Origin of the sequence: Mycobacterium sp. 852002-50816_SCH5313054-b (assembly GCF_001667185.1) — a bacterium.
In the GTDB taxonomy this organism is placed as follows: domain Bacteria; phylum Actinomycetota; class Actinomycetes; order Mycobacteriales; family Mycobacteriaceae; genus Mycobacterium.
The window spans coordinates 80834-99719 of the sequence record NZ_LZIC01000059.1 but is presented as its reverse complement, the minus strand read 5'-3'; the positions used below and the strand labels follow the sequence as shown (position 1 = coordinate 99719).

Below are 18886 nucleotides of genomic sequence, written 5' to 3'. Positions count from 1 at the left end.
AGCGGGGAGCCGATAACGGGCCTGTTCGCCGCCGGGAACGCGATGGCCGGCGTGACCGGGCGGGCCTACGGCGGCGCCGGTGGAACGATCGGTCCGGCAATGGTTTTCGGCCACCGGGCGAGCCATGCGGACGCCACCGGAAAGTCGGTCGACCTGAAGTAGGCTGCGATCTCGGCACTAAGTGTCGTCTTCCTCGTCGTGCAGGAATCGCTCGGAGTGGTGGAACGGGTTGGTTCGCGGGTGTCCCGTAATCGAGGTCTGGCGGCGGTAGCCATTCCGTTGCCACCCATCGAGCCCAAAACGATGATCCCGACCGCCGCATAGTTGCGCGGTAGGCAGGTGGGTTTATGGCAGGCGGGTTAACTGCGGGAATTTCCCAAATCCCGATGCCGCTCAACTCGCAAGCGCATAGGCTGCCATCGGTCTAGCAACGTCAGCAACAGAAGGAGTCCTGGGCGCATGTTCGTCCGTGCTGCTCTCATCGCGGCAGCGATCTTCGCCGGTGAGTCGGCGGTCGCTGGGATCGGTTTCGCGGGGCCGGCCCGCGGGGACGCCATTGACGATGCCTTTCTCCAAGATCTCGATAACCACGGCGTTCAGTACGGCGACCCCGTGGACGCGATGCATGTGGCCATCGTCGACGTCTGCGGCCGACTCGACTCCCATCCCTGGGAATCGATCAGCGATGTTGTTTCCGGCGTGGCGACCAACACCAACTGGTCGAGCGCCGACAGCGCTTACTTAACAGGGGCGGCCATCGCGGCCTACTGCCCGCAGTACAAATCCATCGTCAATGCACCTCCGACGGACACACCGAACCCGTCGAACGTCCCGGTCGTCTAGGCAAGGGGCGGGGGAGATCCCGCACACACCCATCACCGATGCGCCCGTCGCGCTGGGCGGCCGCGGTCGCACTCAGCTGGGGGGCGCCGACGGCTGACCGGTCACAGCGCGCCGCGCACTAAGGTCGCGGCCTCGTCGATGCGGCGGCCGGCTTCGGCCCTGGTGATGGGTATCCGGTCTACCAACGCGCAGCGCAGCGCGCCGCCCAGTTCTTCTTAGCCCGCTTGGGTGTCGAGCTGGTTGATCAACGCATGCTGAGGGGTGCGCAGCCGGCGGGGCGGGGCGCTCGAGGCGTTCAAGCGCGCACATCAGTTCCGGGGTGGCGAAGACGTCAAAGACAACGCGTCCATGCGACCCAAATAGGCGTCGAGCGCGTCAAAGACCCGGCGATCTCCTCACGCGTACTCGCCGCCACGCCCCAAATCTACAAAGGGCCACAGACAACAATTACCGCCGTATGGCTACCGAAACTGCAGTGAAACAAGGGATTTAGAGATGACAACGGTCCCTGGGCTAGCTCAGCGCGCTGGTGATGGCTTCCATGTCGAAATAGTCACGCCACGCGACAATCCGGTCGTCCCGCACCTCGAAAACGCCCATCACCGGCAAGGGGATGGTTTGGCCATCGTTGCTGCGCATCACGTCGGTGCGCTCGTTCATCACCAGTGCGCCGTCGCTGATCTGGCGGTGGACGTTGAAGTCGATACCGTCGAATGCGGCGAGAAAGCCCGCGATGAAATCCCTGATCGCTTCGCGACCTCGCACGGGCTGCATTGGGATGTTGTGGTAGACAGCGTCTTCGGTGAAATACCCCGCCAGCTCGTCGGGGTCGGGGGATGCCCACCGCGCGCAGAATTCGGTTACCAGATCATCGGCCGAGCGTGTCATATTTTCATGCAACACAGTGATACGCGGTAAATCAAGGCCGGAAGCGGGTGATTGGAGCGCCGGCTCAGCCACCGGCCGGCGGGGGCGCCAACAGCTTTTCGGCGGCGGCATAGGCGTCGTCGTGGCCGTCGACCACCGCCTCGGCGAGCCGGTCAAGATCCGGCCGCGTCCGCAGCAGCGTTTGCGCCAGCGAAAGGATCTGCGACCGGGCCCTCGCCACCCGGCGCTCGCGGCTGTCGGCGCGGTGGTGATCGTCGATGGCGGCCAACAGATCCGCGACGCCGTCCCCCCGGGCCGCCACGAGGCTCACGATCGGGGCGCTGGTTTCGGCGCGCAGATCCCGCACCGTCTGCTCGGCGCCCTCGCGGTCGGCCTTGTTGACCGCCACGATGTCGGCGACTTCCAGCACCCCCGCCTTGGCGGCTTGCACCGCGTCTCCCGCGCCCGGATTGAGGATGACGATGGTCGGGTCGGCGACGGCGGCGATCTCGATCTCCGACTGCCCCACTCCGACTGTTTCCAGCAGCACCACGTCGTATCCGATCGCGCCCAGCAGCCGGATGGCCGCCGGAACCGCGGCGGCCAGACCCCCGACGTGACCGCGGGTGGCCACCGAGCGGATCAGGACGTCGGAGTCGTTGATGTGGGCGGTCATTCGGATTCGGTCACCCAGCAGCGCGCCGCCACTGAACGGCGACGACGGGTCCACGGCCAGCACGGCCACCCGGCTGTCGCGTTCGCGGTAGGCGCCGACCAGGGCGCCGATCGTCGTCGACTTACCCGCGCCGGGCGGGCCGGTGATGCCGATAACGCGGACCGCCGACGGTTCGAGAACCGCCAGCACCTCGTCGCGACGATCGCCTTCGACCAGGCTGAGCAGCCGACCCGCCGCGCGCGGAGATCCGTTGCGCGCACCCGCGATCAGGTCGGCGATCGTCATGTGCGCATTATGGCGCAGCGACCTCGATGACCGTCGCGGAACCCATTCCCCCACCGGCGCACATGGCCGCGACACCTCTTCCGCCGCCGCGACGGCGCAATTCGTGCACCAGGGTGACCAGCATCCTGGCCCCGGTCGCCGCGACGGGGTGCCCCAGCGAGCAGCCGCTGCCGCTGACGTTGACCTTGTCCGGATCCAGGTCGAGCAGCTTGATGGTGGCCACACACATGGCCGCGAAGGCCTCGTTGATTTCGAACAGGTCCACGTCCGACACCGAAAGGCCGCCGCGGGCAAGTGCTTTCGGTATGGCCTCCACCGGCGCCAGGCCGGTGATCGCGGGGTCGACGCCGACCGACGCCCAGGACCGCACGGTGGCCAGCGCGGGCAAGCCGAGCGCGTCGCTCGCGATGATCAGCGCCGCCGCGCCGTCGTTGGCGCCGCAGGCGTTGCCGGCGGTGATGGAGAAGCCCTCGATCTCCGGATGCAGCGGCTTGAGCGCGGCGAGCTTCTCCATGGTGGTGTCGCGTCGCGGGTGCTCGTCGACCGAGAACAGCCCGTGCGGCGTCTCGATGGGAACGATCTCCTCCTTGAAGCGGCCCTCATCGATGGCGGCGATCGCGTTTTGGTGCGACCGCAGCGCCCAGGCGTCCATCTCCTCGCGGCTCACGCCCGCCTTGACCGCGGCGTTCCACCCGACCGTGATCGACATGTCCATGTTCGGGGCGTCGGGGCGGTCGGGGTGGGTCGGCGGGAACCAGTCGGCCCACTCGCCGTCCACCTGGATGCGCGATCGCGGCGACGTCGAGGCCGAGTTCACCCCGCCAGCAACGACCAGCTGATCCATTCCCGCGCGCACGCTGCCGGCGGCGGTCTGCACCGCGGCCTGACCGGCCGCGCAGTGCCGATTGTTGGCCAGACCCGGCACGTGGGGCATACCCGCCGTGATCGCCGCGTGGCGAGCGACGACGCCGCCCCCGTACAGGCCTTCGCCCAGGATCACGTCGTCGACCTGCGACAGGTCCAGGTCCTTGACCGCCTCGCTGACCACGTGGTGCGCAAGGTCGAAGGCGCTGGTGTCGCGCAGCGTGCCCTTGCGGGCGGTGCCAATGGGCGTGCGCAACGCGGACACGATGACGGCTTCTGGCACGGGCTTCTCCAGTTCGACCGAACGAATCTCGCGCATTCGCGAGAACACTATTCTCGCATTTCGAGAGTACGAGTTGCAAGAAGGCCGCCTCGGCCTAACCCGCGCGTCACCGGGCGCGGTAGGGCGCTCATTTGCGAAGGTGGGTGGATGAGTCAGGGGATGGTGCCCGTTCCAGGAGGAAAGGTCTGGTTCACGCGAGTCGGCAGCGGGCCGGGGCTTCCGCTGCTCGTCGTGCATGGGGGACCGGGTCTTCCGCACGACTACCTGAATTCGCTCGAACGGTTGGCCGACGAGCGAGAGGTCGTTTTCTGGGACCAACTCGGTTGCGGAAAGTCCCGGCGGCCGTCCGACACCCAGCTTTGGACGATGGAACGGGCGGTGGCCGAAATGGACGCGGTGGTGAAGGCGCTGGGCCTGGCCCGCTTTCATGTCTTCGGTAACTCGTGGGGCGGAATGCTGGCGCAGCAGTACGCGCTCGACGTGGCCTCCGGCGCCGTCAGCCTGACCATCTCGAACAGCATCGCGTCGATACCCGAATTCTCGAATATGGTGGCGCGCTTGAAATCCGAGCTGGACCCGGCGACTCAGTCGGCCATCGACCGCCACGAAGTGGCGGGCACGACGTACTCGGCCGAATACCAGGCCGCCATCCGCACCTGGAACGAAACCTATCTCTGCCGCGTGCGCCCCTGGCCCAGGGAACTCGAGGAAGCGTTCAGGAACATGGGAACCGATGTCTTCGAGACCATGTTCGGCCCGAGCGACTTCCATATAGTCGGGACCATCCGCGACTGGGATGTATTCGACCGGCTAGGCGAGATTACCTTGCCGACAATGGTTCTCGCGGGCCGGTACGACGAGTGCGTGCCGGAGCACGCATGGGAAATGCACCAGCGGATTCCCGGGTCACGGTTCGAGCTGTTCGAGGCGAGCGCTCACATGCCCTTCATCGAGGAGCCGGACAAGTTCGATTCGGTGATGCGTGAGTTTCTGCGGGCGCACGACTCGCGAGCGTAACGTCACTGCGAAGGATCGGACGAAAATTAGCAGTGGCGTTACGCTCGCGGGTTCAGTAGATCAGTTCTTGCCCTCGTTCAGTTTGTTGACAATCGTCCGGAAGTCCTCGGTCGTGAACGACTGGTGCTCCGCGGACAGCGCATAGTCCAGGCTGGCGAGAACCGCGCGCTCCAGATGGAGGTTGAGCACCCGCTTGGTGCTCTCGACCGCCTGCTGGGGCAGGTCCAAAATCTTTTTCGCGCAGGCGATCGCCTCCGCAAGGGGATCGGCCGCCACATGGTTGGCCAGCCCGAGCTCGACGGCACGCTGCGCTTTGATTCGCGTGCCGGTCAGCGCGTACTCCTTGGCCAGCAGCAGGCTGATGTGCAGCGGCCAGGTCAGCGGCCCGCCGTCGGCGGCCACCAACCCGACCTGCACGTGCGGGTCGGCGAGGAAGGCGTCCTCGGCGATGTAGACGATGTCGCTCAGCGCGACCAGGCTGCAGCCCAGCCCGACGGCCGGCCCATTGACGGCCGCCACCACCGGAATTCGGCACCGCGCCATGCCAAGAACGATCTCGCGCCCGTCCCGGATGGTCTTGGCGCGCAGATCGGCATCCTGGGACAGCTCCTTGAGGTAGGCGAAATCGCCGCCGGCCGAAAACGCCTTGCCGGCCCCGGTGATCACCGCGGCGCGGGCGGTGGCGTCGTCGGTCAAACGCTGCCACAGGCGCGCGAGCCCCACGTGGAGGTTGTCGTTGACCGCGTTCAGGTCGTCCGGCCGGTTCAGCGTGATGATCCGAAGCGCCCCGTCGACACGGACGTCGATTTCGGCTGGCATGTCGTACATTCAGACTCCCAATCCCAGGATTCGCGAGGCGATGATGTTCTTTTGTATCTGTGAGGTCCCGCCCATCACGCTCTGCGCGCGACTGTACAAGTAGGCGCTGAGCAGGTCCGGATCGCGGGTCCCTGCCACCGCCAGCGCGGCGTGCCCGACGGATTGCTCGACCCACGTCATCAACAGCTTGTCGAGCGACCCTTCCGGGCCGTGTGAGACCCCGTCCAGCTGCTCCGACAGGCGGCGCCGGACGTGATGCGTCAGCATCTCCGCCTCGACCGCCGCCCAGGCGAGCTCCTCGGTCACCGGACCATCGTTGCGCGCGAACAGGTTTCGGACCAGCTTGCCGTATCGGGCCGCGTAGCCGAGCGTCGAGGGTTCGCGCTCGTGCCCGACGACGGTCATTGCCACCGCCCAGCCTTCACCGGGCGCACCGACCATCCGGTCCGCGGGCACCGTGGCGCCGTCGAAGAACACCTGGCCGAATTCGTTGGTGACGCCGTTCATCATGCGCAACGGCCGCTGTTGCACGCCAGGCTGTTTCATGTGGAGCACGAACGCCGACAGGCCCCGGTGGCGCTTGGCCTCGGGATCGGTGCGCGCCAACAACAGACACCAGTCGGCGACATCGGAGTAGCTCGTCCAAATCTTGTGCCCGTTCACCACATAGGTGTCGCCCTCGAGCGTGGCGGTGGCGGTCAGCGATGCCAGGTCGGAGCCGGCGCCGGGCTCGCTGAAGCCCTGGCACCACCGCTCGGTGCCGTTGATGATGCCGGGCAGGAAGCGTTTTCGCAGCTCGTCGCTCGCGTGCCGGCCGATGCCGTACACCAGGTAGCCCACGCTCGGGCGTGGCGGCGCGTCGGCGCGGACCAGCTCCTCGTCGACGATAACGTCGTACACCGGCGCCAGCTCGCGGCCGCCGTAGTCGCGCGGCCAGGACAGGCCGAAGAAGCCGTTGTCGTAGAGGGCGCGATGCCAGTCGGCCATGCGCTCCCAGTACTCGTCCCCGGAGCCGGAATATTCCTTGGCGTGCAACGCAAGCCACGCGCGCAGCCGCTCGCGGAAGGCGGCCTCGTCCGGCGAGTCACGAAAGTCCAAAGTCGATCTCCTTCAGCGTCACGGGCCAGAGTTCGGTCGATGTCAGCGCGCGGCGCAGGTAGACGTGGACCAGGCACTCCCAGGTGTTGCCGATGCCGCCGTGCACCTGTACCGCGGTCTCGCACACGGTGCGGGTGGCTCGGGCGCAATACACCTTCGCGACCTGAGCGGCCCGGATGGCTTCGGGCGGTGCGAGTTCGTCGACGCCCCACGCGGCATGGCGCAGCACGCTGACCGACCCCTCGATCAGCGCGAGGCTTTCGGCGAGCAGGTGCGCGACGGCCTGATACGACCCGATCGTCTTGCCATACTGCTCGCGGATTTTCGCGTAATCGCAGGCGACGGCGTGCGCGCCCCGGGCGATGCCGACCAGGTCCGCCGACGTGGCGACCAGCGCGAGGGCCCGCCATCGCGCGGCGGCGTCGGGCGCCAACTCGCCGACGGCCGCGGGGGCTCCGACCAGGTCCGCCTCCGTGCGCGTCAGGTCGGCTTCGGTGCGGGCCGCTGCCACGTCGGCCGCCAGAACGTCGTTGCCGGAAAGCAACAGGGCGCGCCGGGCGCCGCGAGCGTCGATCGCCCGGACGTCGACCGCTACGGTCGCCCCCGCGCTGTCGGCGCCGATGTGCCGGGCCAGATCGTCGGCCAGCGCCGGCCCCAGGAAGGGCGCGTCGACCAGTCGGCGCCCGAACTCCTCCGCGACGATGGCCACCTCGACGCCGGAGGCGCCGTCGGAACGCAGCGACCGCCAGCCGGCCGCCTCGATCTGCTTGTCCAGCCGCGTGATTCGGGCCTCGTCGTCGAGATCCTGCACCGCCCCGAGCCCGAGGTCGTCGGCCAGCTTGGCGGCGGCGTCGCGAAGTTGCCGCTGTTCAGAGGTCAGACGTACATCCATAAGTCTCCTTCAATACGCGGCGCAGCACCTTGCCCGAGGGCAGCCGCGGGATATCGTCCACGAACACGACGCGGCTCAGGCGTTTGTACGAAGCTAGCCTCTCGCCCACCCGGGCGGTCAGCTCGGCCGCGTCGACGTGCCCGCGGGCTGCCACCGCCGCAACGATCGCCTCGCCGTTGATTCCGTCGGGAACGCCAAACACCGCGCAGTCCTTGACAGCCGGATGACCGTGCAGCACCGTCTCGATCTCGGCCGGTGCCACCTGGAAACCGCGCACCTTGATCATCTCTTTGAGACGGTCGGTGATGCGCAGCCAACCGTCGTTGTCCAGCCAGCCGACGTCCCCGGTGCGATACCAGCCGTCGCACATGGCCTCGGCGGTCGCCTCGGCCGGCACGTAGCCGGCCATCAGCGACATCGACCGGGCCTGGATCTCACCCACCTCCCCCGGCCCGACGGGCCGGCCGGTCTCCGGGGAGGCCACCCGCACGTCCACTCCGGGCACCGGGCGCCCGACCGAGTCAAGCCGGCCCTCCTGCAACGGATTACACGCGATGACGGGCAATTCCGTGGTGCCGTAGGCGGGGACCCAACCGACGCCGGTGCGACGGGTCACGGTCTCGGCGACGCTGGGACTGACCGGCGTCGCGCCCCACATGATGAAGCGCAGCGAAGACAGGTCGTAGGACTCGAGATCGGGATGCGACGCGATGGCAAGCGCGATCGGCGCGACCGCCATTTCGACTGTGATGCGGTCGCTTTCGATGTACCGCAGCATCCGGTCGGTATCGAATCGCGGGTGCAGTCGCATCCAGGCGCCCGTTCGCAGCGCGGTGAGGATGTTGAGCAGGCCGAGAATGTGTGACGGCGGCGTGGCGACCTGAATCCGGTCGCGCCGGGTCAGCTGCAGGGCCGCGCGCCAGTGCCCGACGGCCTCGTCCAAGCCGGCGTGGGTGTGCCGCACCGCCTTCGGCAGGCCGGTGGTGCCCGAACTGAACACCAGCACCGCGTCGGCCGGAGGCGGCAGCGACCCGGCCACCGGCTCCCCGGGCGGGATCGGTTCGTCGAGGTGCAGCATGGGCATCAGGCCGGCGAGTACCGGATGGTCGCCGACGGCGTGCGCCGGCTCGGTGAGCCCCAGCGCGTGGTCGACCTCATCGTGTTTCCACGCGGGGCTGATGAGGACGGCCGTGGCGCCGAGCCGCCAGATCGCCAGCAGGACGGCGACGAACTCCGGCCGGTTCGACGACATGACCGCGACCCGCTGACCGGCGGTGACGCCGCCTTTGGTCAGCGTGGCGGCCACGCCGGCGGCCAACGCGTCGAGCTGAGGCAGGCTGAATCGCCGTTCCTCGAACACGAGCGCCGGCGGCTCGCTCACGTCCCGTTCCTTCCAGCAGTCCAACCGTCTTGAGAAGACCCTATCGCTCTGTGAGAATAGTATTCTCTATAGTGAAGAATGCAAGTACGGGAGGGGGCGGTCATGGTGACGGTCACCACGATCATCGAGGAGACTCCACGGGTGACAGATCCCGCGTCCAAGAATGGCGCCGAGGTCGGTACGGTGACGATCCACCTCGACCGGAAGAAGGCGACGGTGCCACGGGTCCCCGGCGAGACGCTGTTGGAGAGCGCGCGGCGGGCCGGCCTCGAGCCGCCCTTCAGCTGCGAGGCCGGCAACTGCGGCACGTGCATGGCCCGGCTGGAGGAAGGCCGCGTGACGATGCGGGTCAACGACGCTCTCGACGACGACGAAGTGGCCGAGGGCTACATTTTGACGTGCCAGGGCGTGCCCGACAGCGATTCGGTCACGGTGCGCTACGAGTAGTAGTAGTCACAGAGAGGCGGCGACGATGGCCAAGGGAATCATGCTCGTGGAGAGTGTGCCCAGTTCGCCTGACCGCGAGGACGAGTACAACACCTGGTACGACGAAATACATATTCCGGAACTGCTGGCGCTCGACGGTATCGTCGCGGCTCGCCGGCTGCGCCCTGTCGACGGGAACGGGCCCTATGTCGCCATCTACGAACTCGAGGGCGACGACTTGCAGGCGATCCTGGACAACATGATCGCCAACGCCGGCCAGCTGCACATGTCCGATGCGCTCCAACTGGACCCCGCGCCGGTCCCGCGGCTCCTCGAAACCACCATCGAGTGCGGCGGTTAGCCCAATTCGGCAAGCGCTGGAGCCAGCCGTTCGAGTTGGCTTATCCCAGAGTCGAAGTCAACGCCGATCGGCAGCAGGAGTGTGACATGATCGGCGCCGGCGGTCAGGTGCTCCCGCACGTCTGCGACGACGCCCGTCGGCTCAAACCCGTCCGGGACTAGGGACACGCCGACAACCAAAAGCTTGTCCGGACCCAGCGACTGCCGAGCCCGCTCGGTGAACTCCGGAGCCAGCATCGCCGGCAGCGCGCCGTCGGCAATATCACCAGCCAGCGCAAGCATTTTCGGGCCGTTGGCGGCGATGATCCGCGCATACTCCGCATCGGGCGCCGGCGGCCACGTGGGGCTGTCCATTCGGGTCACGTAGTCACGCATCGTGGCCAGCGGGCTCCCGAATTCCTGGCCGACGCTGGCCGCCTGCTCCGGGTAACCGACCCCCAGTCCGAGCACGAACCGGTTCGGGTAGGCCTGAGCCAGCTGAGCGGCCGCCGCATGCATGGTCTGAGCCGGCCGTGCCCAGATGTTCGCAATGCAGGTGCCGAAAACCGTCCGCTCCGTGGCGGACAGCAGCACGGCCAGTTGCAGCAGGGCGTCCTTGCCAATCACTTCGTTCGTCCAGACGGCGCGGTATCCGGCGCCTTCCAGCCGGCCAACTGCCTCGCGCAGCGACTCGGCGTGCGGATTGCTGGTGAACGAGACCGGCAGGCAAACGCCTACCGACCCCAATGCCCGCCGCGCCGCATCGGCACCGTTATCCCTCTTACACACTGAAGTAGTGACCTTCGTCGAGATCCTCGATGAGTCCAGCCCTTTCCGGCTTCCAGTCCAGCAGCTTCTGCGTGAGGGCGCTCGACGTCGGATTGTCCAGAGACGCGAACAGCGCGAGAAAGCCGAAATGTCCGGCATCTTCGGCCGGGATGCTTACCGTCGGCACTTTCAGGTGGCGGGCGATCACGTCGGCGATGTCGCGGAACGGCACCCCTTCATCGGCGACCCCATGCAAACGCGTTCCGGCGGGAGCCTTTTCGAGGGCCAGGCGGTACAGGTGCGCGGCATCGAGGGTGTGCAGACCGGGCCAGCGGTTGAATCCGTCGCCGATGTAGGCCGACACGCCCGTGTCGCGGGCCGTGTTGATCAGGTGGTGCGCGAAGCCGTGGTGATCCAGGTTGCTGTGCACCAACGGCGACAGCCGGACGACCGACGACCGCACCCCGCGCTCGGCCAAAGCGATGACCGCATTCTCCGAGTCGATCCGCGGTCCTGCGGGAAGGGTGTCGTGTTCGGTGGCAAGTCGCCCCGGCACGGCAAGTGCGAGCACGAGCGTTCCCGAGGTGCTCACGAACGGCTTATCGCTGCCGACGAGCGCTTCACCCATGGCCTCGACGGCGCGCAGATCCGTCTCGGCGGCTCCCATGAAGTCGTCGAAGTCGTGTTTGAAGGCCAGGTGGATGACGCCGTCTGCGGCCGCGGCGGCATCGCGCAGCCCGTCGTGGTCGTCAAGATTGCCCGGGCGTGCCGTGGCGCCGGCCGCGGTGAGCGCCGCGGCTCCCTCGTCGGAGCGGGCCAGCCCGGTGACTTGGTGACCGGCTTCGAGAAGTTCGGTGACGACGGCAGAACCGATGTGCCCGGTGGCGCCGGTGACAAAGACGTGCATGGCGGAAGATCCCTTCTGTCCCTTAGGTCGATGCCATCAAGTCAATGACGGCCGTGGCGGGGCTGTCCAAGTCCTCTTTCATATGGCGCGATGCAATTTAGGCATCACCGCAGCACAGTGACCGCTACGTGGGACGACACGACGAAGGCGGTGGCTACACTGGGCGCATGACGGACTCGGCATTGCCGATCATGGATCTCGATCTGCGGTTGGTCGGCTACTTCGTCGTGGTGGCCGAGCATCGGCACTTCGGCCGGGCCGCGAGCGCACTGCGCGTCGCGCAGCCGTCATTGAGCCGGCAGATCCGCCGACTCGAGCAGCAGCTGGGTGTTCGCCTGCTGGATCGCACGCCGCAAGGCACCCGGCTCACGGAGGCCGGGGAGGTGTTTCTGCCGCGCGCCAAAACCCTGCTGCGTTCGGCCGCGCAGGCCGCGGCCCAGGCCCGCGCGGCCGCCCAGCCCAGCCGCATCGCGATCGGATACACGACCGGGATGATCGTCACCCCCGCGGTGCGCGAGATGCGCCGCGAACACCCCGACGCCGAAGTGCAAGTTTCGCACCTGGATTGGGGTCAGGCGCTTGACGCCCTGCTCGGGCATCGGGTGGACGCGGTGGTCACCCGGCTACCTTTTCCGACCGACGGGCTGCACGTGACGATCCTCTACGACGAGCCTCGGGTACTGGCGCTACCCGTCGACCACCGCCTCGCGGGTCGCGATTTCGTGACCCTCGACGACATCGCCGACGAGCCGATGCCGCGGGTGCGGAACTCCGACCCGGCCTGGAGCGCCTACTGGCGGATCGATCCCCGTCCCGACGGGCGCCGGGCGCCCGATGGACCATTCATCGACGCGCTCGAGGACAAGTTCGAACTGATCGCCTCAGGGCAGGCGGTGGCGATCACGGCCGGCTTTCACGGCAACGCCCTGCGGCCGGATATCACCACGGTCCCGTTGAAAGGCGTCGAGCCCTGCCACGTCGTCTTGGCGACGCGGGCCGGGGACCGCAGCCGGTTAGTGGCGGCCTTCCGCAAACTCGCCGAGGCCCACCTCAAGCCTTGACGACGCCAACGTCGACTTGTTTGGGCGATTTCGGTGATTTTGGCGCAACAACTCGACGTTCGGCGGGAGTGTTAGATCAGTTCGGGAGGCGGGTGGTATTCGGGCTCGTATCCGGAAACATGGATCGGGCTTCCGACGAGTCGGAAATCGCCCGCCGTCACAACCACTTGCGGGGTTGCTTTGAGCGCCTCAGGCAGCGTCCTGACGGCCGCGGCCGGAACGCCCAGGGGGCGTAGTCGCCGTTCCCAGCCGGCGGCGGTGTCGGTCGCCAGCATCGCCGTGACGACGGCCAGCACCTCATCGCGGCGAGCAACCCGCTCGGCCATCGTGTCGAAACCGCCGATACCCGCCTCGGTGGCAAACGATTTCCAGAAACCGTCATGCGTGATGAACAGCGCCAGGTAGCCGTCGGAGGTCGGGAAAAGCTGCGCCGGAACGTAATACGAATGCGCCCCGTTGGGCCGGCGCTGTGGTTCGACGCCGTTGTTGAGGTAGGCCGAGGCGTGGTAGTTGAGCTGCGACAGCATCACGTCGCGCAGCGATACGTCCACTTGCCCGCCCGCGCCCGAGATGACCTTGGCCAAAAGGCCCAGCGCCGCACACATTCCGGTGGAATTGTCCGCCGAGGAATAGCCGGGCAGCGTCGGTGGGCCGTCCGGGTCGCCGGTCAAGGCGGCGGTGCCGACGCCGGCTTGCACAACGTAATCGAAGGCCGGATCGTCGCCACCGTACAGGCCGAAGCCGGTGATGGCCACGCAGACGATCCGTTCATTGTGCCGTCGCAACGCCTCGTAGGTCAGACCCAGCCGGCGGATGGCGGACGGCTTCAAGTTCACCAGCAGCGCGTGAGATTCGGCGGCCAGCTCGCCCAACCGTTGCTGTCCGGCATCGGAGTTCAGGTCCAAGGTGATGCTGGACTTGTTGCGGTTGAGGCTGGCGAAGTAGGAGGCGCCGACGCTGCGCGAGATCTCGCCGCCGGCGGGTTCGATCTTGGTGACCTCGGCGCCGAGATCGGCCAGCAGCATGGTGGCGTACGGACCCGCCAGCATGGTGCCGACCTCGAGGATGCGTATCCCCGCGAGCGGAGCACCGTTGGCCGTCAACGCAACTCCCTTGCCAGCGAGGCGAGCATTTCGCGGGTGCGGCGTTTGGATGCGACCAGCTCGTCCCGGTTGTCGCCGATGGGCAGCAGCCGCACCGACAGGTCCGTCACACCGGAGTCGGCGAAGCGGCGCATCCGGGCCAAGATGGCCTCCTCGTCGCCCGCGGCGCACAGATCGCCGACATCGCGGGCGTCGCCGCGTTCGAGCAGGCGCTGATAGTTGGGTGACACCTCGGCCTCGCCCAGGATGCGGTTGGCCCGCTCCTTGGCCTCGTCGACTTGCTCAGGCGCACAAAGGCATACCGGGATACCCGCGACGATCCGCGGCGCCGGGCGGCCGGCGTCCGCGGCGGCCTTGGTGATCTTCGGCGCGATGTGGTCGCCGATCGCGCGCTCGTCGGCCATCCACAACACGGTGCCGTCGGCGAGTTCGCCGGCGAGCTGCAACATCACCGGTCCCAGCGCGGCGACCAGCACCGGCATCGGGGTATCGGCGCCGATCGCCAACGGATTGTGCACCGCGAACGAATCATTTTCGACGTCAACCGGTCCCGGCCCCGCGATGGCGGCGTTGAGCACCTGCAGGTAGTCACGGGTGTAGGCGGCCGGCTTCTCATACGGCAGGCCGAGCATGTCGCGGATGATCCAGTGGTGCGACGGTCCGACGCCCAGCGCCAGTCGCCCACCGGCCACCGCATGCGTCGAGAGCGCTTGGCGGGCAAGGGCGATCGGATGCTGGGCCTGCAGCGGCACCACCGCGGTGCCGAGTTCGATGCGCGAGCTGTGCGCGGCCATCAGCGACACCATGGTCAGGCAGTCGAAGTCGTTGGGCACCTGCGGCATCCACGCGGTGTCCAGACCCGCGGACTCGGCCCATTCGATGTCGGACGCCAGCTTGCTCACCTTGCGGGCCATATCGCCACGCTCGGCGCCGATCATTACTCCGACGCGCACGGTTCCTCCGGGGCGGGTTCGGGATTGCCGGTCAATGCGCGGATTTCGCGCACCAGGTCCTCCAGCGGTGTCCCCGTGGGAAACACGGCGGCGGCCCCGGCCGACAACAGCTTGGGTACGTCGGCGTGCGGAATGGTTCCGCCGACGACGACGGCGATGTCGGCGGCATCGGCCGCCCGCAACGCCTCGATGGTGCGCGCGGTCAGGGTCAGGTGGGCACCGGACAGGATGCTCAGGCCCACGACCGCCACGTCTTCCTGCACGGCGATCGATGCGATGTCCTCGATGCGCTGCCGGATGCCGGTGTAGATCACCTCGAAGCCGGCGTCACGCAGGGTGCGCGCGACGATCTTGGCGCCGCGGTCGTGTCCGTCCAGGCCGGGCTTGGCCACCAGAACTCGCACGGCCATCTAGAACACCACCGGTTGTTGGAATTCGCCCCACACCCCTTTGAGCGCGGAAACCATCTCACCGACCGTGCAGTACGCATTGGCGCAGTCGATCAATTTGTGCATCAGGTTGTCGGTTCCTTCGGCGGCCCGCGACAGTTCGGCTAGCGTGGATTGCACTGCGCCCGAATCCCTTTCGGCCTTCACCTTGGAGAGTCGCTTCAGCTGCAAATCGCGGCCCTCGGCGTCGAGCTCGTAGGTGACGACATCGGGCTCGGGCTCTTCGGAGACGAATCGGTTGACCCCGACGACTGGGCGGGCGCCCGCCTCGATGTCCTGATGCACCCGGAAGGCTTCGTCGGCGATCAGACCCTGCAGGTATCCGTCCTCGATAGCGCTGACCATGCCGCCGTGGCGCTCCAGGTCGTCCATGATCTCGACGATGCGGGCCTCGGTGGCGTCGGTGAGTGCCTCGACGAAGTAGGAGCCCCCCAGCGGGTCGGCGACGCCGGCGACACCGGTTTCGTAGGCCAGGATCTGCTGGGTGCGCAGCGCCAGGGTGGTGGACTCCTCGGTGGGCAGCGCGAATGGTTCGTCCCAGGCCGCGGTGAACATCGACTGGACGCCGCCGAGCACCGCCGCCATCGCCTCGTAGGCCACCCGCACCAGGTTGTTCTGGGCCTGCGGGGCGTACAGGGACGCGCCGCCACACACGCAACCGAAGCGGAACATCGACGCCTTGTCCGTCGTCGCGCCGTAGCGTTCCCGCACGATCGTCGCCCAGCGCCGCCGTCCCGCACGATATTTGGCGACCTCCTCGAAGAAGTCGCCGTGGGTGTAGAAGAAGAACGAGATCTGCGGCGCAAACTGGTCGATGGTCATCCGGCCGCGTTCGACGACGGTGTCGCAATAGGTGACGCCGTCGGCCAGGGTGAACGCCATCTCTTGCACCGCGTTGGCACCGGCATCGCGAAAGTGCGCCCCGGCCACCGAGATGGCGTTGAACCTCGGGACCTCGGCCGCGCAGAACTCGATGGTGTCGGCGATCAGCCGCAGCGACGGTTCCGGGGGCCAGATCCAAGTCCCGCGCGAGGCGTACTCCTTGAGGATGTCGTTCTGGATGGTCCCGGTGAGCTTGGCCCGCGGTATCCCTTTTTTCTCGGCGGCGGCGACATAGAAGGCCAGCAGGATCGCGGCCGTCCCGTTGATCGTCATGCTCGTGCTGAGCTTGTCCAACGGGATCCCGTCGAACAGGATCTCGAAGTCGGCCAGCGTGTCCACCGCGACGCCGACCCGGCCGACCTCCTCGCCGAACTCGGGATCGTCGGAGTCATAGCCACACTGGGTGGGCAGGTCGAGCGCCACCGACAGGCCCGTCCCGCCCTGGTCCAACAGGTATCGGTAGCGACGATTGGATTCCTCGGCGGTGCCGAAACCGGAGTACTGCCGGAAGGTCCACAACTTGCCCCGATAGCCGGACGCGAAGTTGCCCCGGGTGAACGGGAACTCCCCCGGCGCTGGCGGTTCCGCGGTCCTGTCCCCCGGCCCGTACACGGGCTGCAACGGGATGCCCGACGGTGTCTGAGCAGCGTTATCCATCGATGAATAACGTACTTGCAAAAAAAGAGAATGCCAATACCACGGCGTTGACCTGGGACGTTGCGTTTATCACCTACGCTCGGCAGAGGATTTCGCCGTGTGGCATCGACAGCCAACCGTCCGGTGCCGCCGCCCAGGATCGCCATGCCTCGGAGATTTCTTCGAGCTGGTCGGCAGTGGCCAGGCCCGACGCCAGCAGGTCGCGACCCACGCTGGAGTGCAGGATCCGGTCGGCCCACATCCCGCCCCACCAGTCGCGGGTTTCGGGCGTCGCGTAGCACCAGACGCTGCCCGTCGGCGTGATGTCGTCGAACCCGGCCGCCAGCGCCCACGACAGCAGCCGCCGGCCCGCATCCGGTTCGCCGCCGTTGGCACGGTGCGCCTTGCCGTAGAGATCGAGCCACCGGTCCAGCCCCGGGATCCGCGGAAACCAGATGAAACCGGCGTAGTCGGCGTCGCGTGCCGCGACGATTCCCCCCGGCCGGCATACGCGCCGCATCTCCCGCAGCGCCTGCACCGGATCGGCGACGTGCTGCAACACCTGGTGCGCGTGGACGACATCGAACGTGTCGTCGGCGAACTCGAGGCGATGCACGTCGGCGGTCGCGAACGTCACGTTGGGCAGGTCGCGCCGCTCGATCTCGGCGCGGGCCACGTCGAGGACGTCGGCGGACTGGTCGACCGCCAGCACCGTGCCGGGCGCCACCCGCTCGGCGAGGTCGGCGGTGATCGTCCCCGGGCCGCAGCCGATGTCGAGCACCGACGAACCCGGCTTCAGGTGCGGCAGCAGGTAGGCCGCGGAGTCCGCCGCGGTGCGCCGCTGGTGGCTGCGTAGCACCGACTCGTGATGCCCGTGCGTGTACTTGGCCGACTGCGCGTTCATGGCCTGGAGCCTACCGCAGGATTCATAATATGAAACAACTGTCTCGTATTATGAGACGGCTTAGTCCACTGGGACGTTGAGGATGGGGCGGTCGACGCCAGCGCCCGGGCCGTCGAAATGCCACCACTCCCCCGAGTACGGCGCCAGCCCCCCGTATTCCATGGCGTCCCGCAGCCGGGCGCGATTCGCCTGGGCTTCGGCGCTGACGCCCTGCGTGGCGTATGCCGTTGCGCGCGAGGAGAAGTCGTCGAAGTCGGTACCCATGTCGGCCAGGCACAGCCCGTCGGCTTGACGCTCTGCCGGGCACTGCTCCTGCACGCTGGTGAACGTCACGTCGACCGAACGCCCGGACTCATGGCTGTGCGCGTACTGACCGGGACGGGCCACCCACGCGGGGTTCGGGACCGCGTTGAACAACTTGACCTGGACCTCGTGCGGCCGGTAGCAGTCCCAGAACACCAGCACGTGGCCCTGGGGGCGCAGCGCCGTCGCGGCCGCCGCCAGCCCGGGACCCATGGATTGATGCACCAGGCATCGGGCGTCGGACGGATACAGCTGCGTGTGGGTGAAATTGTTCGTCGTCGCGTAGCGCAGGTCGATGATCGCGTCGGGCACCACGGTGCGCACGTCGATGAATCCGGCCGCGCGCGCCGCGTCGCTGACGGGCGGCACCTCGGGACCGGCCTGCGCGGTGGCGGGACCGGCGAGCGCTATCAGTTCAATTGCCACCACGACCGAAAGCAACCGCCACGTCCGACGCATAGCTCAATTGTCGCGGTTCGCCGCGTCGGATCCCGCTCAATTCGGGGCGATGTCGCCGTCGACGTAGCGCTGCAGGTTGGGTCCGATCGCCGCGACCACCTCGTCGTCGGACATCGATGCGACCGGATCGATCTTCCAGACGTAACGCAACAACGCGAAGCCGATCAACTGGCTGGAGATCAGGCCGCTGCGACGCAGCCGCTCGTCCTCGTCATCGCTCAGCGTGGATTCGCCGATCAGCCCGCGCTCCACGATCAGACGCAGCTTGTCGCGGGTCTTGGTCTCATGGGCCGCGGTCAGCACCACCGCGCGCAGCACGGGCCCGACGTCCTCGTCCGCCCAAATCTCCAGGACGTTGCGGATGAGTCGCTCGCCCAGTTCCGCCTTGGGCGTGGCCCACGTCTTGGTGACCGAATCGAGCCATTTCTCCGGCGGCGCCGTGGCGGCGTCGAGCAGGCCCTCCTTGGAGCCGAAGTAGTGGTAGATCAACGCGGGGTCGACGTCCGCCGCGCGGGCGACGGCCCGAATCGCGGTGCCGGCCCAGCCGTGTTCGGCGAATTCGTCGCGCGCCGCGCACAGAATGCGCGCCGCCAGCACGCCGCGCTCGTCGCGCGGGCCCGGGCTGCTGGATCGCTTCGGCACCGTTTCACCATACCGCGAAATTTCATCTT

Annotated in this window: 21 protein-coding genes and 1 pseudogene; 6 read left to right on the top strand and 16 right to left on the bottom strand. The window is 67.5% G+C overall.

Going from position 1 to position 18886, the window contains the following annotated elements:
* Positions 1-162 (top strand): annotated as a pseudogene (locus A5787_RS27335) (FAD-binding protein); the annotation flags it as partial.
* Positions 163-459: 297 nt separating this feature from the next.
* Positions 460-843, top strand: coding sequence for a DUF732 domain-containing protein (locus A5787_RS12835; RefSeq protein WP_066966968.1), 384 nt, complete (start codon positions 460-462; stop codon positions 841-843).
* A 513-nt stretch (positions 844-1356) separates the two neighbouring features.
* On the opposite strand, the gene A5787_RS12830 is transcribed toward A5787_RS12835, so the two are convergent.
* The 3 genes from A5787_RS12830 to A5787_RS12820 all read right to left on the bottom strand — a co-directional run bounded on the left by A5787_RS12830 (position 1357) and on the right by A5787_RS12820 (position 3818).
* Positions 1357-1731 (bottom strand): limonene-1,2-epoxide hydrolase family protein, encoded by a 375-nt coding sequence (locus tag A5787_RS12830; protein ID WP_066966965.1) that lies wholly within the window; start codon positions 1729-1731, stop codon positions 1357-1359.
* A 64-nt stretch (positions 1732-1795) separates the two neighbouring features.
* Positions 1796-2671 (bottom strand): ArgK/MeaB family GTPase, encoded by an 876-nt coding sequence (locus tag A5787_RS12825; protein ID WP_066966962.1) that lies wholly within the window; start codon positions 2669-2671, stop codon positions 1796-1798.
* A gap of 7 nt (positions 2672-2678) precedes the next feature.
* A complete protein-coding gene (locus A5787_RS12820) occupies positions 2679-3818 on the bottom strand; it encodes a thiolase family protein (RefSeq protein ID WP_066966991.1) in 1140 nt (379 codons plus the stop codon).
* Positions 3819-3977: 159 nt separating this feature from the next.
* Between A5787_RS12820 and A5787_RS12815 the strand changes: the two genes are divergently transcribed.
* The gene (locus A5787_RS12815; RefSeq protein ID WP_082977193.1) at positions 3978-4835 is read left to right on the top strand and encodes a proline iminopeptidase-family hydrolase; all 858 of its coding nucleotides are present in this window, start codon (positions 3978-3980) and stop codon (positions 4833-4835) included.
* Between the two features lie 60 nt (positions 4836-4895).
* Here the strand turns inward: A5787_RS12815 and A5787_RS12810 are convergent, their stop codons facing one another.
* From A5787_RS12810 to A5787_RS12795, 4 genes are read right to left on the bottom strand one after another with little or no spacing between them, the layout of a single operon-like run.
* Positions 4896-5663: an enoyl-CoA hydratase/isomerase family protein gene (locus A5787_RS12810; protein WP_066966956.1), complete on the bottom strand. Its 768-nt coding sequence runs from the start codon at positions 5661-5663 to the stop codon at positions 4896-4898.
* A complete protein-coding gene (locus A5787_RS12805; protein ID WP_066966952.1) occupies positions 5664-6752 on the bottom strand; it encodes an acyl-CoA dehydrogenase family protein in 1089 nt (362 codons plus the stop codon).
* The gene (locus A5787_RS12800) at positions 6739-7644 is read right to left on the bottom strand and encodes an acyl-CoA dehydrogenase family protein (RefSeq protein ID WP_066966988.1); all 906 of its coding nucleotides are present in this window, start codon (positions 7642-7644) and stop codon (positions 6739-6741) included. Before A5787_RS12800 ends, A5787_RS12805 begins: the two co-directional genes overlap by 14 nt.
* A complete protein-coding gene (locus tag A5787_RS12795; RefSeq protein WP_066966949.1) occupies positions 7622-9025 on the bottom strand; it encodes a class I adenylate-forming enzyme family protein in 1404 nt (467 codons plus the stop codon). Before A5787_RS12795 ends, A5787_RS12800 begins: the two co-directional genes overlap by 23 nt.
* A gap of 105 nt (positions 9026-9130) precedes the next feature.
* Here A5787_RS12795 and A5787_RS12790 point away from each other — a divergent pair, with 105 nt between their 5' ends.
* Positions 9131-9472, top strand: coding sequence for a 2Fe-2S iron-sulfur cluster-binding protein (locus tag A5787_RS12790; RefSeq protein ID WP_066966986.1), 342 nt, complete (start codon positions 9131-9133; stop codon positions 9470-9472).
* A 25-nt stretch (positions 9473-9497) separates the two neighbouring features.
* A complete protein-coding gene (locus tag A5787_RS12785) occupies positions 9498-9812 on the top strand; it encodes a DUF4286 family protein (protein ID WP_066966947.1) in 315 nt (104 codons plus the stop codon).
* Here A5787_RS12785 and A5787_RS12780 read toward each other — a convergent pair.
* Together A5787_RS12780 and A5787_RS12775 are read right to left on the bottom strand one after the other, a co-directional pair.
* Entirely contained in the window at positions 9809-10579 is a 771-nt protein-coding gene (locus tag A5787_RS12780; protein ID WP_082977192.1) for an LLM class flavin-dependent oxidoreductase, read from the bottom strand. The two genes, A5787_RS12785 and A5787_RS12780, sit on opposite strands and share 4 nt — an antisense overlap.
* Entirely contained in the window at positions 10572-11465 is an 894-nt protein-coding gene (locus tag A5787_RS12775; RefSeq protein WP_066966942.1) for an SDR family oxidoreductase, read from the bottom strand. Before A5787_RS12775 ends, A5787_RS12780 begins: the two co-directional genes overlap by 8 nt.
* A 167-nt stretch (positions 11466-11632) precedes the next feature.
* On the opposite strand from A5787_RS12775, the gene A5787_RS12770 reads away from it, so the two are divergent.
* Positions 11633-12526 carry a LysR family transcriptional regulator gene (locus A5787_RS12770; protein WP_066966939.1) on the top strand — a complete coding sequence of 298 codons (894 nt, stop codon included), beginning with the start codon at positions 11633-11635 and terminating at the stop codon, positions 12524-12526.
* A gap of 71 nt (positions 12527-12597) precedes the next feature.
* On the opposite strand, the gene A5787_RS12765 is transcribed toward A5787_RS12770, so the two are convergent.
* The 7 genes from A5787_RS12765 to A5787_RS12735 all read right to left on the bottom strand — a co-directional run bounded on the left by A5787_RS12765 (position 12598) and on the right by A5787_RS12735 (position 18857).
* Positions 12598-13629, bottom strand: a complete 1032-nt coding sequence (locus A5787_RS12765) for a CaiB/BaiF CoA-transferase family protein (RefSeq protein WP_066966935.1) — start codon at positions 13627-13629, stop codon at positions 12598-12600.
* Positions 13626-14582, bottom strand: coding sequence for an LLM class F420-dependent oxidoreductase (locus A5787_RS12760; protein WP_066966932.1), 957 nt, complete (start codon positions 14580-14582; stop codon positions 13626-13628). Before A5787_RS12760 ends, A5787_RS12765 begins: the two co-directional genes overlap by 4 nt.
* Entirely contained in the window at positions 14567-14992 is a 426-nt protein-coding gene (locus A5787_RS12755; protein WP_066966929.1) for a cobalamin-dependent protein, read from the bottom strand. Before A5787_RS12755 ends, A5787_RS12760 begins: the two co-directional genes overlap by 16 nt.
* Positions 14993-16570 carry a methylmalonyl-CoA mutase family protein gene (locus A5787_RS12750; RefSeq protein ID WP_066966926.1) on the bottom strand — a complete coding sequence of 526 codons (1578 nt, stop codon included), beginning with the start codon at positions 16568-16570 and terminating at the stop codon, positions 14993-14995.
* 73 nt (positions 16571-16643) lie between these two features.
* Positions 16644-17453 (bottom strand): methyltransferase domain-containing protein, encoded by an 810-nt coding sequence (locus tag A5787_RS12745; RefSeq protein WP_066966922.1) that lies wholly within the window; start codon positions 17451-17453, stop codon positions 16644-16646.
* A gap of 60 nt (positions 17454-17513) precedes the next feature.
* On the bottom strand, positions 17514-18215 hold the full coding sequence (locus A5787_RS12740) for a M15 family metallopeptidase (protein ID WP_066966919.1): 702 nt from the start codon (positions 18213-18215) through the stop codon (positions 17514-17516).
* Positions 18216-18251: 36 nt separating this feature from the next.
* Positions 18252-18857 (bottom strand): TetR family transcriptional regulator, encoded by a 606-nt coding sequence (locus tag A5787_RS12735; RefSeq protein WP_066966917.1) that lies wholly within the window; start codon positions 18855-18857, stop codon positions 18252-18254.
* Positions 18858-18886: the final 29 nt, after the last annotated feature.

What these genes read in the sequence shown, in the direction of transcription:
- A5787_RS12835 (WP_066966968.1), top strand. Translation starts at nt 460, where the DNA reads ATGTTCGTCCGTGCTGCTCTCATCGCGGCAGCGATCTTCGCCGGTGAG.
- A5787_RS12830 (WP_066966965.1), bottom strand. Translation starts at nt 1,731, where the DNA reads ATGACACGCTCGGCCGATGATCTGGTAACCGAATTCTGCGCGCGGTGG.
- A5787_RS12825 (WP_066966962.1), bottom strand. Translation starts at nt 2,671, where the DNA reads ATGACGATCGCCGACCTGATCGCGGGTGCGCGCAACGGATCTCCGCGC.
- A5787_RS12815 (WP_082977193.1), top strand. Translation starts at nt 3,978, where the DNA reads ATGGTGCCCGTTCCAGGAGGAAAGGTCTGGTTCACGCGAGTCGGCAGC.
- A5787_RS12810 (WP_066966956.1), bottom strand. Translation starts at nt 5,663, where the DNA reads ATGTACGACATGCCAGCCGAAATCGACGTCCGTGTCGACGGGGCGCTT.
- A5787_RS12800 (WP_066966988.1), bottom strand. Translation starts at nt 7,644, where the DNA reads ATGGATGTACGTCTGACCTCTGAACAGCGGCAACTTCGCGACGCCGCC.
- A5787_RS12785 (WP_066966947.1), top strand. Translation starts at nt 9,498, where the DNA reads ATGGCCAAGGGAATCATGCTCGTGGAGAGTGTGCCCAGTTCGCCTGAC.
- A5787_RS12775 (WP_066966942.1), bottom strand. Translation starts at nt 11,465, where the DNA reads ATGCACGTCTTTGTCACCGGCGCCACCGGGCACATCGGTTCTGCCGTC.
- A5787_RS12770 (WP_066966939.1), top strand. Translation starts at nt 11,633, where the DNA reads ATGACGGACTCGGCATTGCCGATCATGGATCTCGATCTGCGGTTGGTC.
- A5787_RS12755 (WP_066966929.1), bottom strand. Translation starts at nt 14,992, where the DNA reads ATGGCCGTGCGAGTTCTGGTGGCCAAGCCCGGCCTGGACGGACACGAC.
- A5787_RS12750 (WP_066966926.1), bottom strand. Translation starts at nt 16,570, where the DNA reads ATGGATAACGCTGCTCAGACACCGTCGGGCATCCCGTTGCAGCCCGTG.
- A5787_RS12745 (WP_066966922.1), bottom strand. Translation starts at nt 17,453, where the DNA reads ATGAACGCGCAGTCGGCCAAGTACACGCACGGGCATCACGAGTCGGTG.
- A5787_RS12740 (WP_066966919.1), bottom strand. Translation starts at nt 18,215, where the DNA reads ATGCGTCGGACGTGGCGGTTGCTTTCGGTCGTGGTGGCAATTGAACTG.